Origin of the sequence: Fodinicola acaciae, from assembly GCF_010993745.1 — a bacterium.
GTDB lineage: Bacteria > Actinomycetota > Actinomycetes > Mycobacteriales > HKI-0501 > Fodinicola > Fodinicola acaciae.
In genome coordinates this window covers 246,969-268,477 of the sequence record NZ_WOTN01000001.1, presented here as the reverse complement: position 1 = coordinate 268,477, position 21,509 = coordinate 246,969, and the positions used below count along the sequence as shown (strand labels likewise).

Annotated in this window: 25 protein-coding genes; 12 read left to right on the top strand and 13 right to left on the bottom strand. The window is 69.1% G+C overall.

The features are described 5' to 3' along the window. Nucleotides 1-74 precede the first annotated feature (74 nt). The 4 genes from GNX95_RS01300 (at nt 75) to GNX95_RS01285 (ending at nt 2,757) form a co-directional block, all read left to right on the top strand. Entirely contained in the window at nt 75-539 is a 465-nt protein-coding gene (locus GNX95_RS01300) for an RICIN domain-containing protein (RefSeq protein WP_163505127.1), read from the top strand. Nucleotides 540-676: 137 nt separating this feature from the next. Continuing rightward, nucleotides 677-1,141, top strand: a complete 465-nt coding sequence (locus tag GNX95_RS01295; RefSeq protein WP_163505125.1) for an RICIN domain-containing protein — start codon at nt 677-679, stop codon at nt 1,139-1,141. 72 nt (nt 1,142-1,213) lie between these two features. Continuing rightward, on the top strand, nt 1,214-1,741 hold the full coding sequence (locus GNX95_RS01290; protein WP_163505123.1) for an RICIN domain-containing protein: 528 nt from the start codon (nt 1,214-1,216) through the stop codon (nt 1,739-1,741). A gap of 29 nt (nt 1,742-1,770) precedes the next feature. Then, complete coding sequence (locus GNX95_RS01285) at nt 1,771-2,757, top strand: hypothetical protein (RefSeq protein WP_163505121.1); 987 nt, start codon at nt 1,771-1,773, stop codon at nt 2,755-2,757. Here the strand turns inward: GNX95_RS01285 and GNX95_RS01280 are convergent. Continuing rightward, nucleotides 2,754-3,581: an MBL fold metallo-hydrolase gene (locus GNX95_RS01280; protein WP_163505119.1), complete on the bottom strand. Its 828-nt coding sequence runs from the start codon at nt 3,579-3,581 to the stop codon at nt 2,754-2,756. The two genes, GNX95_RS01285 and GNX95_RS01280, sit on opposite strands and share 4 nt — an antisense overlap. Before the next feature lie 64 nt (nt 3,582-3,645). Continuing rightward, nucleotides 3,646-4,515, bottom strand: coding sequence for a LysR family transcriptional regulator (locus GNX95_RS01275; protein WP_343034746.1), 870 nt, complete (start codon nt 4,513-4,515; stop codon nt 3,646-3,648). 94 nt (nt 4,516-4,609) lie between these two features. Between GNX95_RS01275 and GNX95_RS44130 the strand changes: the two genes are divergently transcribed. Then, a complete protein-coding gene (locus tag GNX95_RS44130; protein ID WP_222853603.1) occupies nt 4,610-4,852 on the top strand; it encodes a type II toxin-antitoxin system HicA family toxin in 243 nt (80 codons plus the stop codon). A gap of 2 nt (nt 4,853-4,854) precedes the next feature. Beyond that, nucleotides 4,855-5,163, top strand: coding sequence for a type II toxin-antitoxin system HicB family antitoxin (locus tag GNX95_RS01265; protein WP_163505117.1), 309 nt, complete (start codon nt 4,855-4,857; stop codon nt 5,161-5,163). Here the strand turns inward: GNX95_RS01265 and GNX95_RS01260 are convergent. The 6 genes from GNX95_RS01260 to GNX95_RS01235 form a co-directional block, all read right to left on the bottom strand. Next, nucleotides 5,111-5,713 (bottom strand): NUDIX domain-containing protein, encoded by a 603-nt coding sequence (locus tag GNX95_RS01260; protein WP_246281476.1) that lies wholly within the window; start codon nt 5,711-5,713, stop codon nt 5,111-5,113. The two genes, GNX95_RS01265 and GNX95_RS01260, sit on opposite strands and share 53 nt — an antisense overlap. 1 nt (nt 5,714) lies before the next feature. Then, on the bottom strand, nt 5,715-7,481 hold the full coding sequence (pyrG, locus tag GNX95_RS01255; RefSeq protein ID WP_222853322.1) for a CTP synthase: 1,767 nt from the start codon (nt 7,479-7,481) through the stop codon (nt 5,715-5,717). A 134-nt stretch (nt 7,482-7,615) separates the two neighbouring features. Continuing rightward, nucleotides 7,616-8,527: a copper transporter gene (locus GNX95_RS01250; RefSeq protein WP_163505098.1), complete on the bottom strand. Its 912-nt coding sequence runs from the start codon at nt 8,525-8,527 to the stop codon at nt 7,616-7,618. Further along, on the bottom strand, nt 8,524-9,702 hold the full coding sequence (steA, locus tag GNX95_RS01245) for a putative cytokinetic ring protein SteA (protein WP_163505097.1): 1,179 nt from the start codon (nt 9,700-9,702) through the stop codon (nt 8,524-8,526). Before steA ends, GNX95_RS01250 begins: the two co-directional genes overlap by 4 nt. A gap of 669 nt (nt 9,703-10,371) precedes the next feature. Continuing rightward, nucleotides 10,372-12,174 (bottom strand): DNA repair protein RecN, encoded by a 1,803-nt coding sequence (gene recN, locus GNX95_RS01240; protein ID WP_163505095.1) that lies wholly within the window; start codon nt 12,172-12,174, stop codon nt 10,372-10,374. 86 nt (nt 12,175-12,260) lie between these two features. After that, the gene (locus tag GNX95_RS01235; RefSeq protein WP_163505092.1) at nt 12,261-12,902 is read right to left on the bottom strand and encodes a TetR/AcrR family transcriptional regulator; all 642 of its coding nucleotides are present in this window, start codon (nt 12,900-12,902) and stop codon (nt 12,261-12,263) included. 70 nt (nt 12,903-12,972) lie between these two features. Here GNX95_RS01235 and GNX95_RS01230 point away from each other — a divergent pair, with 70 nt between their 5' ends. Next, a complete protein-coding gene (locus tag GNX95_RS01230; RefSeq protein WP_163505090.1) occupies nt 12,973-14,406 on the top strand; it encodes an FAD-dependent monooxygenase in 1,434 nt (477 codons plus the stop codon). Between the two features lie 156 nt (nt 14,407-14,562). Here GNX95_RS01230 and GNX95_RS01225 read toward each other — a convergent pair whose 3' ends face one another. After that, nucleotides 14,563-15,336 (bottom strand): isocitrate lyase/PEP mutase family protein, encoded by a 774-nt coding sequence (locus GNX95_RS01225; protein WP_163505089.1) that lies wholly within the window; start codon nt 15,334-15,336, stop codon nt 14,563-14,565. A 108-nt stretch (nt 15,337-15,444) separates the two neighbouring features. Between GNX95_RS01225 and GNX95_RS01220 the strand changes: the two genes are divergently transcribed. Together GNX95_RS01220 and GNX95_RS01215 are read left to right on the top strand one after the other, a co-directional pair. Next, the gene (locus GNX95_RS01220) at nt 15,445-16,899 is read left to right on the top strand and encodes a DNA-3-methyladenine glycosylase 2 family protein (protein WP_163507750.1); all 1,455 of its coding nucleotides are present in this window, start codon (nt 15,445-15,447) and stop codon (nt 16,897-16,899) included. 9 nt (nt 16,900-16,908) lie between these two features. Further along, a complete protein-coding gene (locus GNX95_RS01215) occupies nt 16,909-17,400 on the top strand; it encodes a methylated-DNA--[protein]-cysteine S-methyltransferase (protein ID WP_163505087.1) in 492 nt (163 codons plus the stop codon). A gap of 15 nt (nt 17,401-17,415) precedes the next feature. On the opposite strand, the gene GNX95_RS01210 is transcribed toward GNX95_RS01215, so the two are convergent. From GNX95_RS01210 to GNX95_RS01195, 4 genes are all read right to left on the bottom strand, one after another. Beyond that, nucleotides 17,416-18,300: an NAD kinase gene (locus tag GNX95_RS01210; RefSeq protein WP_163505085.1), complete on the bottom strand. Its 885-nt coding sequence runs from the start codon at nt 18,298-18,300 to the stop codon at nt 17,416-17,418. Further along, on the bottom strand, nt 18,297-19,076 hold the full coding sequence (locus GNX95_RS01205) for a TlyA family RNA methyltransferase (RefSeq protein ID WP_246281475.1): 780 nt from the start codon (nt 19,074-19,076) through the stop codon (nt 18,297-18,299). Before GNX95_RS01205 ends, GNX95_RS01210 begins: the two co-directional genes overlap by 4 nt. Then, nucleotides 19,076-19,294: a hypothetical protein gene (locus tag GNX95_RS42925; RefSeq protein WP_246281648.1), complete on the bottom strand. Its 219-nt coding sequence runs from the start codon at nt 19,292-19,294 to the stop codon at nt 19,076-19,078. The genes GNX95_RS01205 and GNX95_RS42925 overlap by 1 nt, the downstream gene beginning before the upstream one ends. Before the next feature lie 413 nt (nt 19,295-19,707). After that, nucleotides 19,708-20,295, bottom strand: coding sequence for a hypothetical protein (locus GNX95_RS01195; protein WP_163505079.1), 588 nt, complete (start codon nt 20,293-20,295; stop codon nt 19,708-19,710). A 132-nt stretch (nt 20,296-20,427) separates the two neighbouring features. On the opposite strand from GNX95_RS01195, the gene GNX95_RS01190 reads away from it, so the two are divergent. From GNX95_RS01190 to GNX95_RS01180, 3 genes are read left to right on the top strand one after another with little or no spacing between them, the layout of a single operon-like run. After that, complete coding sequence (locus tag GNX95_RS01190; protein WP_163505077.1) at nt 20,428-20,766, top strand: SCP2 sterol-binding domain-containing protein; 339 nt, start codon at nt 20,428-20,430, stop codon at nt 20,764-20,766. A gap of 55 nt (nt 20,767-20,821) precedes the next feature. Further along, on the top strand, nt 20,822-21,049 hold the full coding sequence (locus GNX95_RS01185) for a hypothetical protein (RefSeq protein WP_163505075.1): 228 nt from the start codon (nt 20,822-20,824) through the stop codon (nt 21,047-21,049). A 7-nt stretch (nt 21,050-21,056) separates the two neighbouring features. Further along, nucleotides 21,057-21,404 (top strand): type II toxin-antitoxin system PemK/MazF family toxin, encoded by a 348-nt coding sequence (locus GNX95_RS01180; protein WP_163505073.1) that lies wholly within the window; start codon nt 21,057-21,059, stop codon nt 21,402-21,404. The last annotated feature ends 105 nt before the right edge of the window (nt 21,405-21,509 follow it).

Genomic DNA, 21,509 nt, shown 5'->3' with positions numbered 1-21,509 from the left:
ATCAATCCATGCCATTCAGGAGTGCATTGCGTCGGCTCGCCGCAGCGGGTGCGGCTGTCGCGATCGCCGGAGCGATGCTGGTGATCGCCGCACCAGCGGGTGCGGCGACCGCGACCGGAGCACAGCCGGCAGCGGCCTCGGCCACGTCGATCTACTACGTCAAGAACGCGAATACCGGACGCTGCCTCACCGCCAACCAGTTGGTCAATCAGTTCGACTCCGTCTTCACCAACGACTGTGTCGGCGCGGCCTCGCAAAGGTGGCGCATCGTCGGCGGCCAGTTCCAGAGCCAGGGAATCACCCAGTACTGCTTGAGCGCCGGCGACGACTCCAGCATCTACACCGAGCCTTGCTTCGGCCGCTCCTACTATCCCGACCTCGTCCCGTTCCAGCGGTGGCTGGTCGATGCCACCGAAAAGAAATGGATAAAGAACCAACAGCTTGGGTTCTGCGTGCATTCCGGCGGTGGTGCGGTCGAGTACGTTATCGCGCGAACGTGCGGGAGTGACGCCTCCCGCTGGATTTTCGCCGCGGCCTGATCCAGCCGAGGCGGTGGGCCGACCGACGAGAACCCGCCGCCATTCGACAACGACACGAAACCAGGTCAACCATGAACGCTGTGGAAAGAATCCGGCGACTCGCCGGAGCGGGTGCCGCTGTCGCGGTCGCCGGAGCAATGCTGGCCACCGCCGCACCAGCGGATGCGGCAACCGTCACCGGAGCACAGCCGGCGGCAACCTCGGCCACGTCGATCTACTACGTCAAGAACGCGAACACTGGACGCTGCCTCACCACCAACCAGTTGATCAACCAGTACAACTCCGTCTTCACCAACGACTGCGTCAACGCGGCCTCACAAAGATGGCGCATCGTCGGCGGTCAGTTCCAGACCCAAGGAAGCACCCGGTACTGCTTGGGCGGCACCCTCGATCTGACCATCCGCACCGGGCCCTGCTTCGGCCCCGACTACTACCTCGAACTCGAACCGACGCAGCGGTGGCTGGTCGACTCCACCGAAAAGAAATGGGTGAAAAACCAGGCACTTGGATTCTGCCTGAATTCCAGCGGTGCCGCGATGGAGTACGTCACCTCGCGGACGTGCGGGAGTGACGCCTCCCGCTGGATCTTCGTCGCGGCCTGATCCAGCCGAGGCGGTGGGCCGGCCGACAAGGCCGCCGCCGCCGACCAACAACGACACGAAGTCAGGTCGAAGATGAATGGTCTGAAAGGAAACCGGCGGCTCGCCGCAGCGGGTGCGACCCTCATGCTCGCGGCGGCGATGCTGGTCACCGCCGCACCGGCGGGTGCGACAACGGTCGCCGGAGCACAGCCGGCGGCAACGACCGCCACGTCGATCTTCTACGTCAAGAACGCGAACAGCGGCCGCTGCCTCACCTCCGACCAGTTGACCGCCTATTACAACTCCGTCTACACGGCCAACTGCGTCAACGCCGGCTCACAGAGATGGCGTATCGTCGGCGGCCAGTTCCAGACCCAGGGAGGCACCGGGTATTGCCTCGACACGGACAACGTGGAGATCTTCACCTGGGCCTGCTTCGGCCCGGACTACTACCCGGGGTCCGTGCCGTACCAGCGGTGGCTGGTCGACTCCACCGAGAAGAAATGGGTGAAGAACCAGGCAATGCAGTTCTGCATGCATTCCTTTGGCGGCGCTGGTGAGTACGTCGTGCCGAGGACCTGCGGGAACACGGCTTCTCGCTGGATTTTCGTAGCAGCCTGATCCAGCTCCTGACAGGGAGGCGGTTCGACATGAATGGCGCGAGAAAACTGGCCGTGGCTGCCATGATCGCCGCCGCGTCGCTGACCGGATTCTCCGCTCCCGCGGCGGCCGCTTCCGGAGACTTCGGACCTGTGTCGATCACCGGTGTGCCACCCGCTTCACAGAAAATGCAGAAGATCCAACAACTCGGCGTCATAACGGCGAACCTGCCGGCCGGAAAGATCGCTTACGTCTACTCGTCGCTGACCGCGTCTCAGTCGGCCGATGTCAATCTGGTCGACAACGAGATCCGCTGCTCCGGTGCGGGAGAGAAAAACGTCGTTCTCGGTGAAAACCTCGACCCGGCGAGCAGTGCGCAGCCTGGCCGCGCCACCATCACGATCGTCAACCGTTTTCTGCTGAAGGCGACCTCGTCCGGCACGCTGACCTGCCGGCTGTCCGTACGGACCAGTTCGCTGTCCAACAACACGTCCTCGTTCACCGTGAGCGGAACCCTGCGGTTCGCGTCCTTGGACGTGGCACCGGACGCGGCCGGGGCGCCGCTGCAGGTATCGCTGCCTGTAGGCAACATCGTGGTCGACAAGACGGTCAATACGCTGCTTGTGGACCGGACCATGGGATCGGGCCATTCCAAGGTCGCGGTCATCGCGGATGTCCAGTACATGTCCTGTTATCCGACCGCATGCCCGTCCTCAGGCTCGATATCCACAGCCCGCTTCACGTTGATCGCCAAGCAGATGAATGGAAACACCGTGTGCGCCTCCGCGCCACCCGCCACCACCGAGGTCGCCGTTTCCCGGCAGACACACCACAAAACCGTGCCTCTCTACACGACGATCACCCTCGCTCCGGGCTGCGATCGTCTCTATGCGTACGTCCAGGCCGTCTACGTCTCGGATTATGTCGGTGCCATCCAGGGAGAGGCGGACGGTCTGACCGACGTAACGGGTTCACCCGGCCCAGGAGTGCCGGTGCACAACTCGACGATGACGCATTTGTTCGCCGTCCCGAGTTAGACCAGCGAGGTGGAGTGCGGGCCGGTGACGGTGAACTCCCGGGTTGGTGCGGCCAGCTCCACCGAGTCACCGAAGATCTCCACGGCCTCGGCGCGGCGAGCGGCCAGCCAGGCCGGGTCGGCGGTCGGAAAGTGAGTGAGGACAAGCAAGCGCGCGCCGGCCTCTCGCGCGGCACGCGCCGCGTCAGCCGCGGACAGGTGTCCGTGCGGACCGTCGTCGGTGCTTTCCAGGCTGGCCTCGCTCAGAAACAGGTCGACGTTTTCGGCCAGCCGCACCAGTCCGTCGGTCACGCCGGTGTCTCCGGTGTACGCGACGGCATGTGTACGGTCGTCGATGCGGACACCACAGTCAGCAGCGGCGTGCCGCAGCTCGTGGAACTCCAGCCCGCAGTCGCCGACGGTGACCGTCGACCCCGGCTCGTACTCGCGCAGGTCGAAGGCCAACTCGAAAGCCCGGTTGAGATCCGGCATGGTCTGGATCGGAAAAAGCTCCGCAAGGCCGCGGAAAATGGCGGTCGCGCCGGCCGGCACGAAGACCGGCACCTTGTCCAGGACCGGAGGTGGTGCCTTCTTCGGCGGATACGGCAGCTGCCGCGCCAGCAGGGTTTTGGCTAGCGGCAACAGGTCGTAGCAGTGGTCGAGGTGAACATGACTGACGAAAATCGCGGTTAGATCACCGACGTCACCAGCGGCCGACAATGCCGTCGCGATGCCCGGACCGCAGTCCAGCAGGATCCGGTTGTGCGCCGTATGGAGGAGATAACCCGAGCTCGGTTGGCCGTCGGCCGGCATTCCGGCGCGACATCCCAGGACCTCCAGTCGCATGCCACCACGATGCCCTGGCGGCACGTCGGCCGGCAACGGTCAAAATGCGATCGCGCGATCGGTCCTATCGATCGCGTACGCAGTCCAGGAAAAGCCGGACGGCGCGATCGGAGTTTTCCCGCCACACCGCGTAAACATCCAGGGTCGGCACCGGATCGGTGAGCTGGACCGCGGTCAGGTTGCCGCCAACACCGGTCTCGGCGCGTACGGCAGAGGCAAACGCCACCAACATCTCGGTGGCGACCACGATCTCGGTCGCGGCCGGATCGTCGACCCGGTCCAGCGGACTCAGCTCGACGCCGGCCGCAACGATCGCGTCGTACATCGCCGGGCTCTGCTCACGCCGGAAGATCACGCAACGATGGGCGGCCAGCTCGGCGCAGCGGATCTCCTCGCGGCCGGCCAGCGGATGCCGCTCCCCCACCAGTGCCACCACCGGCACGGTCAGCACGTGCTCATGGCACACGCCCGGCACGGTCGGCCGACCGTACACGAACGCCAGATCCAACCGGCCGCTGGTCAGGTCCGACAGCTGCGGTCCGGTACGCCCCTCGCGCAACGTCGTCCGGATCCGTGGCCAGCGCTCGTGCAGGCGTGCCATCGCCGGCATGAGTACGCGCTGGCCGGCCGGGTAGTTGAAGCCGATCCGCAGATGTCCGGCATCGCCGGCCGCCGCCGCCCGCGCCACCTCGACGGCGCGGGCGCGAGCCGCCAGCAGCCGCATCGCCTCCCCGCGAAACGCCTCGCCGGCTTCGGACAGCGCCACGCGATGGGACGTGCGCTCCACCAGCCGTACGCCGACCGCGCGCTCCAGCTTGCTGAGCTGCTCACTCAACGACGACTGCGCGACCCGCAGCCGCGCCGCCGCCCTGCCGAAGTGCAGCTCGTCGGCGATCGCCAGAAACGCCTCGAGATGCCGAAACTCCACCGCCATTCCCCCACCCCACACCACCCCGGTGAACGCCGCGCAAACACGACCAGCGCATTTCTGTCAGTCCCCATCCCTAGCGTTCGGACATGGATAGAACATACGTTCGACCGGGATTTCGCCTCCACGCACGGCAGGAGGTGCCAGGCCAACGACAGTCCGTGAGACGATCAGGCGCGTCGAGGCCGACGGTTGGGTTCTGATCGGTGTGACCGGCAGCCATCGGCACTACAAGCATCCAGTGAAGCCAGGCCGAGTCACCATTGCCGGCAAGCCGAGTACGGACTTGTCGGTGGGGACCGAGCGCAGCATCCCTAGGCAGGCAGGACTCCGCAGGAGGTAGTGGTGAGCTCTACGTTCGCGATCATCGTCGATCGCGGCGAGACCGGCAGCTTTGGCGCTTGGTGCCCCGATCTTCCTGGCTGCGTCGCGGCTGCCGAGACTCAGGAGGAGTGCCTGGAGTTGATGTACGAGGCGATCGAGATCCACCTCGCCGGCATGCGCGAGGATGGTGAGCCGATTCCGCATCCGGCCACCGTCGCCGCGACGACCTTCCACCATCGCAGCCTGACGTCGAGACCCGGTCGGCTCACCGATCGGCTCAGTGGCCGGGTCGGTCAGTCCAGTCCGCGGTGGCTGGCCGCAGGCCGGTGAAGCCGTTGTCGCGCGCGCGAGCGGCCGCCAGCACGCCGACGCAGGCGGCGGCGTTGCGGATCTGGCCGGCGAAGACCCACGAGACGGCCTCGTCCAGTGGTACGCGCCGCACGCTCATCAGCGCTTCCTCGCCCACGCGGTCAAACGTCTCGTCGGTCGGAGAGAGGTCGCGCGCGAGGTAGATCCGGATCGCCTCGTCGCTGCAGCCGGGCGTGGTGAGCAGGTCGGTCAGCACGTCCCACCGGCCGGCCTTCAGGTCCGCCTCCTCGGCCAGCTCGCGGGCGGCCGTGGCGTGGCCGGCCTCGCCGTGGACGTCGAGCAGGCCGGCCGGCAGCTCCCACAGTTCCTGGCGGACCGGGTGGCGATATTGCCGCACCAGCACGATCCGGCCTTCATCGTCGAGCGCGGCGACGCCGACCGCGCCGATGTGCACCATGTAGTCGCGGCGGCTGGTCTGCCCGCCGGGCATCACCACGTCGTCGCTGACGATCCGCATGATCGGACTGCGAAACTGCTCCGTGCTCGACGTGACCGCGAAAACGTCCGGCACGTCAGCTCACCGAGCCGGCGTGCGTGTGGTTGCGGTTGCGACGCTTGGAATCGGCCGGTGGGTCAGGCAGTGCGGCCGGGGTCGCATCGGGGATCTCGACCGGCAGCCGCGCCGCTTCGGCGTACGCGACGGCCGCGGCGACGAAGGCGCGAAACAGCGGATGCGACCGGGTCGGCCGCGACTTGAACTCCGGATGTGCTTGCGTACCAACGAAAAACGGGTGTACGTCGCGGGACAGCTCGGCAAACTCGACCAGCCGGCCGTCCGGTGACAGGCCGGAGAAGACCAGGCCGGCGGCCGACAGCCGGTCGCGGTAGTCGTTGTTGACCTCGTAGCGGTGCCGGTGCCGCTCGGACACCGAGGTGGTGCCGTACGCGTCGGCGGTGATGCTGTCCGGCACGAGCGTCGCCGGATACGCACCGAGGCGCATCGTGCCGCCCATGTCACGCTCTCCGGCGACGACGTCCTCCTGGTCGGCCATTGTGGCGATCACCGGATGCGCGGCGGACGGGTCGAACTCGGCGGAGTTGGCGCCGTCCAGGCCAGCCAGCCCGCGCGCCACCTCGATCACCATGCACTGCAGGCCGAGGCACAGGCCGAGCACCGGGATGTTGGCGCGCCGGGCGTGTGCGATCGCGCCGATCTTGCCCTCGATGCCGCGTACGCCGAAGCCACCGGGGATCAGCACGCCGTCGACGCCGGACAGCGCGGTGGCCGCACCGGACGCGGTCTGGCAGGCATCGGAGACGACCCACCGGATGTCCACTCGCGCGTGGTTGGCGAAACCGCCGGCGCGCAGCGCCTCGGTGACCGAGAGGTAGGCGTCTGGCAGGTCGACGTACTTGCCGACCAGCGCCACCGTGACCGTCTGCTTCGGCTTGTGGACCCGCTGCAGCAGGTCGTCCCAGCGGGTCCAGTCGACGTCGCGGAACGGCAGGCCGAGCCGGCGCACCACGTACGCGTCGAGGCCTTCGGAGTGCAGCACCTTGGGGATGTCGTAGATGCTCGGCGCGTCCGGTGCGGCGACCACGCCGTCGGCGTCGACGTCGCACATCAGCGAGATCTTGCGCTTGAGCGAGTCGGGGATCTCCCGGTCCGAGCGACAGACGATCGCGTCTGGCTGGATGCCGATGCTGCGCAGCGCGGCCACCGAATGCTGCGTCGGCTTGGTCTTCAGCTCGCCGCTGGGCGCCAAATATGGCACCAGGGACACGTGCAGGAAGAAGCAGTTGTCCCGGCCGACCTCGTGGCGCACCTGCCGGATCGACTCCAGGAACGGCAGCGACTCGATGTCGCCGACCGTGCCGCCGACCTCGGTGATCACCACGTCCGGCGCCGGCTCGGTGTCGGCCATGGTGCGTACGCGCCGCTTGATCTCGTCGGTGATGTGCGGGATGACCTGCACGGTGTCCCCGAGGTATTCGCCGCGCCGCTCCTTGGCGATCACCTGGCTGTAGACCTGGCCGGTCGTGACGTTGGCCGAGCCGTGCAGGTTGGTGTCCAGGAAGCGCTCGTAATGACCGACGTCCAGGTCGGTCTCCGCGCCGTCCTCGGTGACGAACACCTCGCCGTGCTGGAACGGGTTCATCGTGCCGGGGTCGACGTTCAGATAGGGGTCGAGCTTCTGCATCACGACCCGAAGACCGCGTGCGGTCAGAAGGTTGCCAAGACTGGAGGCGGTGAGGCCCTTGCCGAGGGACGACGCCACGCCACCGGTGACGAAAACATGCTTTGTCGTCTGATCTTTTGTCCAGGAGGACAGGGCCACGTGAGGCTCCCCGTGATCGAGGGCGGGCCCCTTGACCCGCACGTCCACGGGAGTTCACCGTAACATCCGCGGCCCCCTCGATGCTCGTCAGCGTGCGCGGCGCCACCCGCGTGTCGCATTTGTCGTCACGATTTTCACGCCGGCAGCGGCGCCGTCGCTCCCTTGGCCGTGCCGTAGTGACCGGCCTTGCCGCCGAACTGCTGGGCCACCGCCAGCGCGGTCGCGACCTGGCTGTCGGCGCTCTCGACGCCGTCCACAGTGGACAGCGTGGCGGCCAGAGCCTTGTCGGCGCGTACGGCCGCGAGCACGTTGCCGTCGCCGCTGGCGGTCGTGCCGGCCAGCACCGCGGCGCCGAAGGACGCGCGGAACTGCCTCGCCATGGTCAGCATCGCCGCGTTTTTCTTGCCGGCGTCCTGGTCGGCGTACGGCTCGCCGGTGACGATCACCACCGCCTGGCCCGGTTTGACCGCGGTCGGGTCGGCGGCGGTCACCATCTTGAGCTGGCCGAAGCCAGCGAGGATGGCCGTCCGGCTGGCGTCGTCGACTTTCTCCTTGCCATCGGCGAAAACTCGCGCGATCAGCGCGGACGCGGTCTCGACGCCGTTGGAGTTGTTGGGCAGTCCGCGTACGGTCAGCGGCAGCAGCCGCTGCGCCAGGTCGATCTCGTCGTTGTTGCGGGTCGGGTCGAAGAACGCGTCGGTGAACGCCAGCTCGCCGCTGACCTGGGCACCGGCCGCGGCGAGCATCTTCTCGATGCCTTCGCGCGCCGACGTGGAGACTCCTGGCGCGCTCACCACCAGCACGCTGCGGTTGGCCAGCTTGTTGGCCAGCAGCGACGGCGCGACCTGCCGCACGAAACTGTCCCGGCTGCGGGCCTGCCGCTGCAGGTCGTCGACCTGGGACCGCAGGCTGGTGTTGCTCTGCCGCAGGTTGCTCCCCTGCGCGCCGCCGCTGCCGCTCAGCGCGAAGCCGCCGACCAGCAGGCCGGCCGCGACCGCGAGCATGACCGACAGCACGGACACGATGTGAAAGCGGAAATTGATCACGAGATCAGCCTCTGCAGCGCGAAAACGGCGGCCTCCCACTGCTCGGCGAGCAGTTGCACGAGCCCCTGTCCGGCGGTCGCCGCGAACACCGCGCCGGCCATCGCCAGCACGGTGAGGACGACCAACAACACCAGCGCGCGCGAGGAAACCGTCGGCCGGTAGAGCCGCTGCACGGCCTTGGCGTCGACCAGCTTGTTGCTCACCCGCAGCCGGGTCAGGAAGCTGGAGGCCATCGCCGACCGGCCCCGGTCGAAGAACTCGATCAGGCTGGAGTGTGTGCCGACGGTGACGATCATCGACGCGCCGCATTCGTCGGCCAGCAACAGCGCCATGTCCTCGCTGGTCGCGGCGGCCGGGAAGGTGACCGACTCGGCGTTGAAGTCCTGCGCGCGTTTGAGTCCCGGCGCGCGGCCGTCCGGATAGGCCTGCACGACCACCTCGGCGCCGGCGCGCAGCGTCTCGTCGCTGACCTCGGCGACGTCGCCGACGATCAGGTCGGGCACGTAACCGGCCTCCACCAGCGCGTCGGCACCGGCGTCGACGCCGATCAGCACCGGCTTGGCCTCGCGGATGTAAGCGCCGAGCGCGGCCAGGTCCTCGCGGTAGCTGTAGCCGCGTACGACCACCAGGCACGGCCGGCCGTCGATGCTCGTCCGCACCCGCGGGATGCCGACGCCGTCGAGCAGCAACTCCTGCTCGGAACGCAGGAACTCGGTGGCGTTGGCGGCGAAGGCGTCCAGCTGGACGGTGAGGCCGTCCCTGGCCCGCACCATCGCGGCGGCGACCGTCTCGGCGTCCTGCACCTTGCCGCTGGCCACCACGTCGTCGCCGAGCCAGACCTTCTCACCGTCGACCCGTACGGCCTGGCCGTCGCGCAGCTGCTCGAAGACCTCCGGGCCGACCTCGTCGATCAGCGGGATGCCGGCGTTGACGATGACCTGCGGCCCCAGGTTGGGATAGCGGCCGGAGATGCTCGGCGCCGCGTTGACCACCGCGAACACGCCGGCCGCGACGATCTGCTCGGCGGCCATCTGGTCGAGGTCGACGTGGTCGATGAAGGCGATGTCGCCACGGGACAGCCGCGGCGTGAGCCGCTTGGTCCGCCGGTCGAGCCGGGCGATGCCGGTGATCCCGGACTGGTGGCCACGATTGCGCCGCAGGGTGGCCATCCGCATCGACACCCCTCCTTCCGCCGCTTCTTTGCTGCCGGTTGCTGGCCATCATGACACCGGGATCAGTCATTTCAGTCGTACGACACCCGCTTTCACGTCAGCCACAGATGTCGTGTCTCGCGCACGGCATTCCTTTGTGACACGCGGATCGCTGTCGTAAACCTGGCAAATCAGGCACCGTCGGTCCTTCGATGCCGTTGAGAAGGCGACACTCGCCGAGCGCCGGACTATCCGCGGCGCTCACCGAATGCCGGACTATCGGCGGCGCTCGGCGAAGGCCGCAAGTTACGCGGCACTCGACGACCAACGTCGCCAAAAACGCGGCACTCAACGAACGCCGTTGTTTGCGCGGCACTCGGCGAACGCCGTTGTTTGCGCGGCACTCGGCGAACGCCGTTGTTTGCGCGGCACTCGGCGAACGCCGGACTTTCGGCGGCCCTCACCGAACGCCGCACTCCTGACGGCGCTCGGGGGCCAATGTCGCCAGAAACGCGGCGCTCGACGAGCGGCGTTGCTTACGCGGCACTCGGCGAACGCCGCGACTTAGGCGGCACTCGGCGAACGCCACGACTTAGGCGGCACTCGGCGAACGCCACACTTTGTGCGGCGAGAGGCAGCGAGAGGCGAGAGGTTGCGGGGTCTGCGGCCGGACTCCGACAGGCGGTGAAGACGCTATTTCTTCGTACGCTTGCGGCGGGGTTGTTTGAAGCCGGCGTCCTTGGTGGCTTGCGCCTTCTCCAGCAGCTCGGTGGCGTGCGCCATGCCGAGCATGCTGTCCTCCATGCCGGCCAGCATCCGGGCCAACTCGCGCGCGCGGCCCTCGTCGTCGAGCCAGCGTACGGACGACGTGGTCACCGAGCCGCCGGAGTCCTTGTCCACCATCAGGTGCCGGTCGGCGAACGCGGCCACCTGCGGCAGGTGCGTCACCACCAGCACCTGGTGCGAACGCGCCAGCCGCGCCAGCCGCGCACCGACCTCGACCGCGGCTTTGCCGCCGACACCGGCGTCCACCTCGTCGAAGACCAGCGTCGCGGTGCTGCCGCCGCCGGCGAGCACGACTTCGACGGCCAGCATCACCCGGGACAGCTCACCACCGGAGGCGCCTTTCTGCAGCGGCAGCGGCGGCGAGCCGGGATGCGGCTGCAGGCAGATTTCGATCTCGTCGATGCCGTCCGGACCGACCGCGACCTCGCGATCGTCCACCACGATCGACGGCCCGTCCGCGCGTGCGTCGACCGTCCACACGTTGGCGGTCACCCGCGCGTGCGGCATCGCCAGGCCACCGAGCTCGGTCGTGACGGCCGACCCGAACTCGTCGGCGACCGCGACCCGCGCGGCGGACAGCCGCACCGCGTTGTCGGTGACCTCCAGCCGCAACTTTTCCACTTCCGCGGCCAAAGCGGCGAGCGCTTCGTCGGAGGAGTCGAGCCCCTCCAGCTTCAGCCGGGCCTGCTCGGCCCACTCCGGCAGCTCGTCCGGCCCGTTGACATAGCGGCGCGCGACGGTGGCCAGCCGCGCGCGGCGCTCCTGGATCCAGTCCAGCCGCGCCGGGTCGCCTTCGATGCCGTCGGCGTACGCCGACAGGTCAGTGCTGAGCTCGCCGACCAGCGCGGCCAGCTCGTCGGTGCGCGTCGCCAGCGCCGCCAGCTCCGGATCGTCGCCGGCGGCCGCGGCCAGCGCGCGGCGAGCCGCGTCGAGCAGGCTGGTCACGTCGACCGCGTCCAGCGTCGCCGCGGTCGGATCGCCGGCCAGCGCCTGGTGGGCGGTCAACGCGGCGGTACGCAGCGCGTCGGCGTGCTCGAGGCGCTGCGCCTCGGTCTTCAGCTCCGCGTCCTCGCCGGGCTGCGGGTCCAGCTGCTCGACCGCGGCCAACCCGATCCGCAGGTATTCGGCCTGCTCGGCCAGCTCACCGGCACGCGCGGTGCGGTCGGCGAGGTCGGCGGCAGCCTCGCGCCAGCGCCGGAAGGCGTCGCGGTGCGCCTCCAGCAACTCGCTGATCTCGGCGCCACCGTAGGAGTCCAGCGCGGCACGCTGCTCGGCCGGCCGCAGCAGCCGCACCTGGTCCATCTGGCCGTGCACGGTGACCGCCAGCTCGCCGATGTCGGAGAGCACCGCGGCCGGCACCGACCGGCCCCCCAGGTGCGCGCGCGACCGACCTTCCGGCGACACCGACCGGGACAGTACGAGCGAGCCGTCGTCGTCGGCCTCGCCGCCGGCCTCCTCGGCGCGCGCGAGGATGCGCTTGCCAAACTTGGTCCGCTTGTTGAGGCTCAGCCGGCCCTCCACCAGCGCGCGCTCGGCGCCGGTGCGGACTCGGCCGGCGTCGGCCCGGCCGCCGAAGAGCAGGTCGAGAGCGGTCACGACCATCGTCTTGCCGGCACCGGTCTCGCCGGTCACCACGGTCAGGCCGTCGGACAGGTGCAGCTCGGCGTCGTCGATCACGCCGAGCCCGCTGATCCGCACTTCCTCCAGCACGCAGCCGACATTAGCGGCTGCCTCTCACATTTCCGCGACCATCCCCGCCGCCACGCCAGACCGCCACTGTCCGTACGCCTGTACGACTACCCGCAGTAGTCTCCGAGTCCGTCCCGCAGCAGCGCGTACGCGGCGTCCAACGCGGCGACCGCCTCCGGATAGATCTCCTCGGTCGTCCGACCGGCGTCGACCTGCCGCCAGTTCTCCGCCGACAACAGCCCCGAAATGGTCAGGATCTGACTGGCGACCAGCGTCGCGGTCAGCGGATGCGGACCCGGACCGACGGCCTCCACCAGCGCGTCGCGGAGCAGCTCTCGTCCGTTCACCGAGTACGCGAGCAGGCCGTTGGCCAGGCTCTCGGTCGTGTAGAGCAGCCGATGGAAGGCGACGACGCGTGGCGCGTCGCTGATGCCGGTCACCGGATCGCGGTCGTCGAGCAGCTCGCGTTGGCGGCGGTGCAGCGCGTCCAGCGGCGACTCGCCGGGCGCTCGCTCGCGGACCGCACGCGCCGGCTCGTCGCGGTGGTCGTCGATCCGGTCGAGGACCAGCTCCTCCTTGCTGCGGAAGTACTTGAACAGGGTCGGCTTGGACACCTCGGCGGCCGCGGCCACGTCGGCGACCGACACCGCGTCGTATCCACGGCGAAGAAACAGCTCGATCGCGGCGTCCGAGATGGCCTGCCGCGTGCGCAGCTTCTTGCGCTCACGCAGGCCGAGGTCAGAGGTCATGCCGAGATCCTAGCGCGACCTGGACAAAAACTTTCTTGCGTTAATTTCTTAACTGAGTTAACTTCGATGCATGGATGTCATCGTGGTTGGGGCCGGACCGACCGGCCTGATGCTGGCGCGCGAGCTGCGGCTCGCCGGTGTGCGTGCGACCGTGCTGGAGAAATCGGCGACGCGGTCGATCCAGTCGAAGGCCGGCGGCCTGCACAGCCGTACGGCCGAGGTGTTCCGGATGCGCGGGTTGCTGGAGGAGACGGCGGCCCGGGCCCAGGAGCGCGAACAGACCGGTGGCCATTTCGCCGCGTTGCCGGTGCCGCTGGACTTCGCCGCTCTGGACACGCGGAGTCCGTACGTCGTGGCGACGACGCAGGGCGATGTCGAGGACATCCTGGAGCGGGGTCTCGCGGTCGAGCGTGAGCGGGAGGTCGTCGGCATCTCGCAGGACGCCGATCGGGTGCGCGTGCGGGTCGTCGGACCGGAGGGGCCGTACGAGCTGACCGCCAGCTATCTGGTGGCCTGCGACGGCGGTCACAGCACCGTCCGCAAGCTGCTCGAGGTGCCGTTCCCCGGACGTGCCGGGCAGTCGTCGATGGTGCTCGCGGACGTGCTGGTGGACGGCGACGGCGTGCCGACTGTTCGTGACCATTTTTCGCGGCACGTAAAGCATTCGACTCAGCGCGCGGCGATCCTGAGCCCGCTGCCCGGCGGCTTCCACCGGCTGATGTTCGGCGGGCCGGAACAGCGGGGGAAGACACGCACCGACGAGGTGACCGCCGACGAGGTCCGCGCTGTGCTGGCCGACGTGTACGGACCGGACGTGCGGCTGCGGAGCGTACGCGCGGCGTCGCGATTCAGCGACGCGTCGCGGCAGGTCGAGTCGTATCGCGTCGGCCAGGTGTTCCTGGCCGGCGACGCGGCGCACGTCCACCTGCCGACCGGCGGCCAGGGCATGAACCTCGGCCTGCAGGACGCGTTCAACCTCGGCTGGAAGCTCGCGGCGGCGGTGCGCGGCGACGTCGACCTGCTCGACACCTACCACGCCGAGCGCCATCCGGTCGGCGCGCGCGTACTGCTCAACACACGTGCGCAGGGCTCGATCATGGACTTCCGCGACCTGAACACCGCCGCGATGCGGACTCTGCTGACCGAATGGCTGGCGGTGCCGGAGCTCAACCGGAAGGTCGCGGCGATGATCTCCGGCCTCGACATTCGCTATGACCTCGGCAGTGACCATCCGCTGGTCGGCGCGCGGATGCCTGACCGGCTGCTGGAGACCGCCGACGGCTCCGAGTGGTTCAGCTCGCTCGCGGTCGACGGTCGCGGTGTGCTGATCGACTTCGGCGGACGTACGCACGACGGCTGGGGTGATCGCGTGCGCCTGGTCAACGCGAAACCCCACGAGGACTTCGATGCGGCCGCCGTGCTCGTACGTCCCGATGGTCATGTCGCCTGGCTCGGCGACGACCCGACGGCCGCGCTCACCCACTGGTTCGGCGCGGCGCGCTGAGCGCGTACGAACTGTCGGTCGTGGCTGGAAGGCTTGTTTTCGGGGGGCCCAAATACTGCTGCCCCCGAACAATCGGGTCCCGATTGCGACGCCCGCTGATTTTGGGCCCCCGATAAACAGAGTCCTCGCCTGGACCGACATTCTCGGCGGGCAGGGTCAGCGGCCGAGGAGCGTGTTCAGGCCGCCGTAGTCGAAGGCGGCGGCGGTCATCGTCCCCCCGCCCAGCAGTTCGCGAGCGCTGTCGAAAGCGACCTGGTACGCGGCCTGGGAGATCGCCGAGCCAGCGCTGACACGCGCGACACCGACACCGGCAAGCGCGTCCACCGAAGGCGCACCGGGACCGACCATGACGTTCACCGGCACGGAAATCTCCTCGACGAACCGCTTGATCACGTCAAGATCCGCGACGCCAGGAACGAAAATGCCGTCGACGCCGGCCTCCACGTACGCACGCGCGCGAATCAGCGTCTCCTCAAAGGCGTTGTCGACACCACGCAAATACGTGTCGATGCGCGCGTTCACGAAGACGCCGGCGCTCGCGGCGGCGGAATAGCGCGCCACCTGCTCGGCCACCGGACGCAGGCCGCCGGCCACACCGTCCTCGATGTTGACGCCGACCGCGCCGGCATCCGCGACGAGCTTGACGGTGTCGGCGACGCCGGAAGCCGAGTCGGCGAAGCCGGCCTCGATGTCAGCCGTCACCGGTACGGAAACGGCCTCCGCGACTCGCGACACGAGCGCGATGGCCGCCTCGCGCGTAAGGAAGTTGCCATCGGCGGCACCGAGGCTCCAGGCGACACCGGCACTGGTCGTGGCGATCGCCGCGGCGCCGGCCGACTCGATGACGCGCGCGCTGGCGGCATCCCAGCAGTTCGGCAGGACGAGCGGCTGGCCGTTGCGGTGGAGTGAGCGAAAGAAGTCAACTGTCATGCCGCAACTTCACCAGCTCGTACGCGCGAAGTCTGGCCATATTCGGACCACACCGTGATGTCGTTTTTCCGCCAGCCAGCGCCGCCGCCGCGGGCGATGCTGGAGAGCATGTTCCAGGACCGTGAGCGATGCGTACGAGCCGTGCAGTCCAAAGACGCGCGGTTCGACGGCTGGTTCTTCACGGCCGTGCTGACCACCCGCATCTATTGCCGGCCGAGTTGTCCGGTCGTACCGCCAAAAGTCGAGAACATGCGGTTCTATCCGAGCGCCGCGGCGGCGCAGCAGGCCGGCTTCCGCGCCTGCAAGCGCTGCCGGCCGGACGCCAGTCCCGGCTCACCGCAGTGGAACGAACGCGCCGACCTGGTGGCGCGCGCGATGCGGCTGATCGCCGACGGAGTCATCGACCGCGACGGCGTGCCAGGACTGGCGAGCCGGCTGGGTTACAGCGTCCGGCAGGTGCAGCGGCAGGTGTACGCGGAGCTCGGCGCCGGACCGCTGGCGATCGCGCGAGCGCAACGCGCACAGACCGCGCGCACGCTGATCGAGACCAGCACACTGCCGATGAGCGACGTGGCGTTCGCGGCCGGGTTCGCGAGCGTACGCGCGTTCAACGACACGGTCCGCGAGATCTTCGCGCTGACACCGACCGAGCTGCGCACCCGCGCGCATCGCCAAACGACACAGGGAAACATCTCACTGCGACTGCCGTTCCGCGCGCCGCTGTGTCCGGACAATCTCTTCGGCCACCTGGTCGCCACCGCGGTGCCTGGCGTCGAGGAATGGCGCGACGGTGCATACCGGCGGACGCTCCGGCTGCCGCATGGCCACGGCATCGTCGCGCTGCGGCCGACGCCGGACCACATCGCCTGCCAGCTCGAGCTGGCCGACCTTCGCGACCTGTCGACGGCGATCGCGCGCTGCCGGCGGCTGCTCGACCTCGACGCCGATCCGATCGCGGTCGACGACCAGCTGCGGCACGATCCGGCGCTGCAGCCGCTGGTCGACAAGGACCCCGGCCGCCGCGTGCCGCGTACGGTCGACGCTGGCGAGTTCGCGATCCGCGCGGTGCTCGGCCAGCAGGTGTCGACGGCCGCGGCGCGTACCCACACGGCTCGGCTGGTCACCGCCTGCGGCGAGCCGATCGACGACGCCGCCGGTGGCCTCACGCACCTCTTCCCCACGCCGGAAAGCCTCGCCGGCGCGACGCCGGTCGGCATGCCGCAAAGCCGCCGCGACACCATCACCGGCCTCGCTCGCGCGCTGGCCGGTGGACAGGTCGACCTCGGCACCGGCACCGACTGGGACGACGCGCGTGCCCAGCTGGCCGCACTACCTGGCATCGGACCGTGGACGGTCGAGACGATCGCCATGCGCGGACTCGGCGACCCCGACGCGTTCACCCCGACCGACCTCGGCGTACGGCTCGCCGCCGGCCAGGCCGGCCTGCCGACCACACCGGCCGCGCTGACGCGCGCGGCGACCGCCTGGCGGCCGTGGCGCGCGTACGCGGTGCAATATCTGTGGGCCACCAGCGACCATCCGATCAACCATCTCCCGGCGTAAGGACACGACGTGCATCGCGTACACACCACGATCGACAGTCCGGTCGGTCCGCTGACCCTGGTCGCCGTCGACGGCCAGCTCAGCGGCCTGTTCATGGACCAGCAGCGGCACCGTCCGCCGGAGGAGTTCTTCGGCGAGCCGGACGACACGCCCTTCGGTGAGGTGAAGCAGCAGCTCACCGAGTATTTCAACCGTGAGCGTACGGACTTCGACCTGCCGTTGGCGATGGCCGGCACCGACTTCCAGCGCACCGTGTGGACCGCGCTGCGGGAGATCCCGTACGGCGAAACCTGGTCGTATGGAGAGCTCGCCGAGCACATCGGCCGTCCGACCGCGTCGCGCGCGGTCGGCCTGGCAAACGGCAAGAATCCGATCAGCATCATCGTGCCCTGCCACCGGGTGATCGGCTCCGGCGGATCGCTCACCGGCTATGGCGGCGGCATCGAGCGCAAGCGCTACCTGCTCGACTTCGAGCGCGACCAGGCCGCCACGCTCGTCTAGCCGCGGGCCAAATGGTCAGTCGGGACGGCGCCAGCCGTCGATCGGCAGCGCGAACTTGGCGACCAGCCGCTCGGTGAACGACCGCTGCTCCAGCCGTACGACCCGCACCGGCGTCGCCGACCGGCGGACCTCGACACGGTCGCCGGTCCGCAGCTCGAAGCTGCGCCGGCCGTCGCAGCACAGGATGGCCACACCGCGGCTGTTCGGCAGCACGTCCACGGTCAGCACCGAGGTCGGCGCGGCCACCAATGGCCGGTTGAACAACGCGTGTGCGCTTATCGGCGCCAGCAGCAGCGCTTCGACGTCCGGCGACACCACCGGACCGCCGGCGGAGAAGGCGTACGCGGTGGAGCCGGTCGGCGTCGCGAGCACGACACCGTCGCAGCCCCAGCGCGAGAGCGGGTGGCGGTCGACGCTGACGAGTACGTCGAGCATCCGCTCACGCTCGGCCTTCTCGACGCTCGCCTCGTTGAGGGCCCAGTCGTCCACGACGACCTCTCCGCCGCGTACGACCGTCACGTCGATCGTCAGCCGTTCGTCGACGTTGTAACGACCGGCGACGACCGCGCTGACCGCGTCGTCGAGGTCGTGCAGCTCTGCCTCGGCGAGGAAGCCGACGTGGCCGAGGTTGACGCCGAGCAGTGGCACGCCGCCGGGCCGCGCCAGCTCGGCGGCGCGCAGCAACGTGCCGTCGCCACCGAGCGCGAAGACGATCTCGCTGTCGCCGGCGGCCTGTGGCCCGTAGTCGACCTCGTCGGCCTTGACGTGCAGCTCACCGGCCTCGTCGGTGAGGACGCGCACCTCGAAGCCGGCGTCGACCAGCTGGCCGACCACCTGCTTGGCGCAGACCAGGTTTTCCGGTCGCCCGGTGTGCGCGACCAGCAACGCCTGTCTTGTCAAGGTGCCTCCGCCACGGCCGCGACCTGCTCCGGATCAGGGTCGGGAGCGCCGCGTCGCAACCACAGGAAGAACTCGACGTTTCCCGACGGACCCGGCAGCGGACTGCGCAGCACGCCACTGGTGCCCCATCCCATCGTCGCAGCCGATTCGGCGATTGCCAGTACGACTTCCGTCCGTAACCGCGGATCGCGCACCACGCCGCCCGATCCCAGCCGCTCCCTGCCAACCTCGAACTGCGGCTTGACCATCGGCAGGATGTCGCCGCCGGCGCGCGTACACGCGGCCAGGGCAGGCAAAACGAGCTTGAGCGAGATGAACGACAGGTCGGCGACGGTGAGGTCCACCTGGCCGCCGATCTGGTCGGGCGTCAGGTCGCGGACGTTCGTACGCTCAAGCGTCCGTACGCGCGGATCGTCACGGAGACTGTCGACCAGTTGGCCATAGCCGACGTCGACGCCGACCACCTCGGCGGCGCCGGCGCGCAGCAACACGTCGGTGAATCCGCCCGTACTCGCACCCGCGTCCAGGCAACGGCGTCCAGCGACCTCGACATCGAACGCCGTGAGCGCGCCGGCCAGCTTGTGCGCGCCGCGCGATGCGTAGGCCGGTCCGTCGCTGCGTACGACGACCTCGGCGTCGTCGGCGACCTTGGCCGCCGGCTTGGCCGCTGTGCGACCGTCGACGCTGACCGCGCCGCTGGCGACCAGCGCCGCGGCCTGCTCGCGGGAACGTGCGAGGCCGCGGCGGACCAGCGCCACGTCGAGGCGCAGCGCCACTAGCCCTGGTCGATGGTGGAGAGCGCGTCCTGCAACGACTTGTGGACCGCGTCGTAGCGCGTGATGTGCTCGCCGATCGGCAGGTGCTCGATGCCGTCCAGCTGGCGTACGGACTGCTCCAGCCGGATCACCGGCTCGGGCCGGTCGTCGACCGGCGCCGGCTCGCATGGTGCCGACTCGACGTGCGTGACCGGCGCCTCGTACGGCTCAGCAACCACAGGCTCAGCAACCACAGGCTCAGCAACCACAGGCTCAGCAACCACAGGCTCAGCAACCACAGGCTCAGCAACCACAGGCTCAGCGTCGACAGGCTCAGCGTCGACAGGCTCAGCGTCGACAGGCTCAGCGTCGACAGGCTCGACATCCGCGATCGGCGCCTCGTACGCCTCGGCGACCGCTGACTCGGCGACCGCTGGCTCGGCGGCGTCCTCCGCCGCGGGCTCTACGCCGTACGCGTGCTGCTCCGGCTCATGACCCGGCGGCGGTCCCGGCTTCGGCGCCGGCTGGGGCTCAGGTTGCCGCGGCTCAGGCTGAGGGTCGGACGGCTGTGGCGGCCGGTATCCAGGCGCCGGCACCGGTGGCTGTCCCGGCCGGTAGCCCGGCGGCGGACCCGGCTTCGGGATCGGCGTACTCACGAGGTCGCCCCATCGGCCGGCGGGGTCGCCGGCGGGGTCGCCGGCGGGGTCGCCGGCGCCGCGGCCTTCTTGGCAGCGGTCTGCGCCGGCGTCCGCTTCGCCGGAGTCTTCGTGGCGGCCTTTGCCGCGGTCTTGGCGGCCGTTTTGGCCGGCGCCTTGGCCGCGGTCTTGGCTGGAGCCTTCGCAGGTGCCTTGGCGGCCTTCTTCGCCGGTGCGGTCCTGGCCGGGGCGGCCGCGGCCTTGACGGCGGACTCGGCGGTGCTCTCTGCCTCGGCGATCCGGGTCTTGGCCTCGGCCAGTTGCCGCTCCAGGTCGCGTACGCGCGTCGTCAGCGTCTCGACCTCCTCGGCGGTGGCCAGGCCGACGAGGCCGAGCGCGCGGTCGACCTCCAGCCGGACGATCTTCTGGACGGCCTCGCGGTTGGCGGAGCTGGTCGAGAGCAGGTCCTCGGTCAGCGACTGGATCTGCTCGACGGTCGCGCCGCCGCGCTTGGCCAGCTTTTTCGCCGCGGCCTTGGCCTTCTTCTTCGACACGTCCGTCAACCCGGTCGCCATCGCCAGGTAGTTCCTAAGAGCGTCCGGCATAGCCGTCCCCCTTGTCGTTTCTCTCGTCGGCGGCAGCCGGCTCCCACGAGTAACTGTCGCCTTTGTGCCAGTCCTGCCACGCTACCGGGTGAGCAGGTTTTCCACTCGCCGTGGTGCGGTAGCGTGCCGATCATGGCGACCATCGAGGAGTGCCGCCAGGCCCTGGACGGGCTGGCACAGCGGCTGGCCGGAGCCGACGCGGCGACGCGCAAGAAGGCGTCGCTGGACCGCAAGCTGGCCTGCCGGATCACCGACCTGCCGGCGACCTTCGTCGGCCGGCTGCACGACGGCCAGCTCACCGACATCGAGCGCGACGACGACGGCAGCGGACAGATCACCCTCAGCGTCTCCAGTGACGATCTGGTGGCGTTGGTCGGCGGCACGTTGAAATTTTCCAGCGCGTTCGCCACCGGCCGGGTGAAGATCGACGCCAGCATTTTCGATCTTGTCAAACTTCGTTCCATGCTGTAGAAATTGGCACTTCTGAGCGCGTACCGGTGGCGTTGTGACTGGTACGCTCCTTGTCATGGCGACCACCGAGAAGCTCACCGTGAGCGTGCAGAAACAGATCGCCATGCACGCGCGCAAAGCCGCGGAACGCCGCGGCGAGTCGCTGTCGGCGCTGACCGACCGCGCGCTCCGGGCTTATCTGGTCTCCGAGGCCGTGCACGACTCTCCATCCACCGACGAAGCATGGCTCGACGCCGCGGAACAAGCGATGATCGAACGCGCGGGTGAGCAGCCCGAGGTCTAACACGAATATGGCACGGCATCGTTCGGGACCGGCGGTCCCGGAAACCAGCGTCCTGCTCCGCGGCGAGATCTGGCGGGTCGTCGTACTCAACCAGGTCGAGCGGCTCGTCGTCGTGGTCGGACACCAGCAACTCACCGCCGCACGCGAGGACGCCCTGGTCGTCGACTTCGACCAGGCACCGGTCCCCCGGACCTCGCTGCTCGAAGTGCCGGTCGATGACCCGGTGGCCGGCGTCGTACGCGCGATGACCGTCGCACCACTGCGCAAACGCTGGTTCGCCGAACGGATCGGCCGGATGGGCGAGGAGACGATGGAACAGATCGACATCGCCCTCCGCGCCGCCCTCGACCTCTGACCCTTCTTGCACGGGCCGAAACTGTCACACCCACCCGCCAATCTGGGCCCCCACCCAGATCGGGTGGGGGGTGGGTCCGCGGGGAACTTACCTAAGTATTGAAGT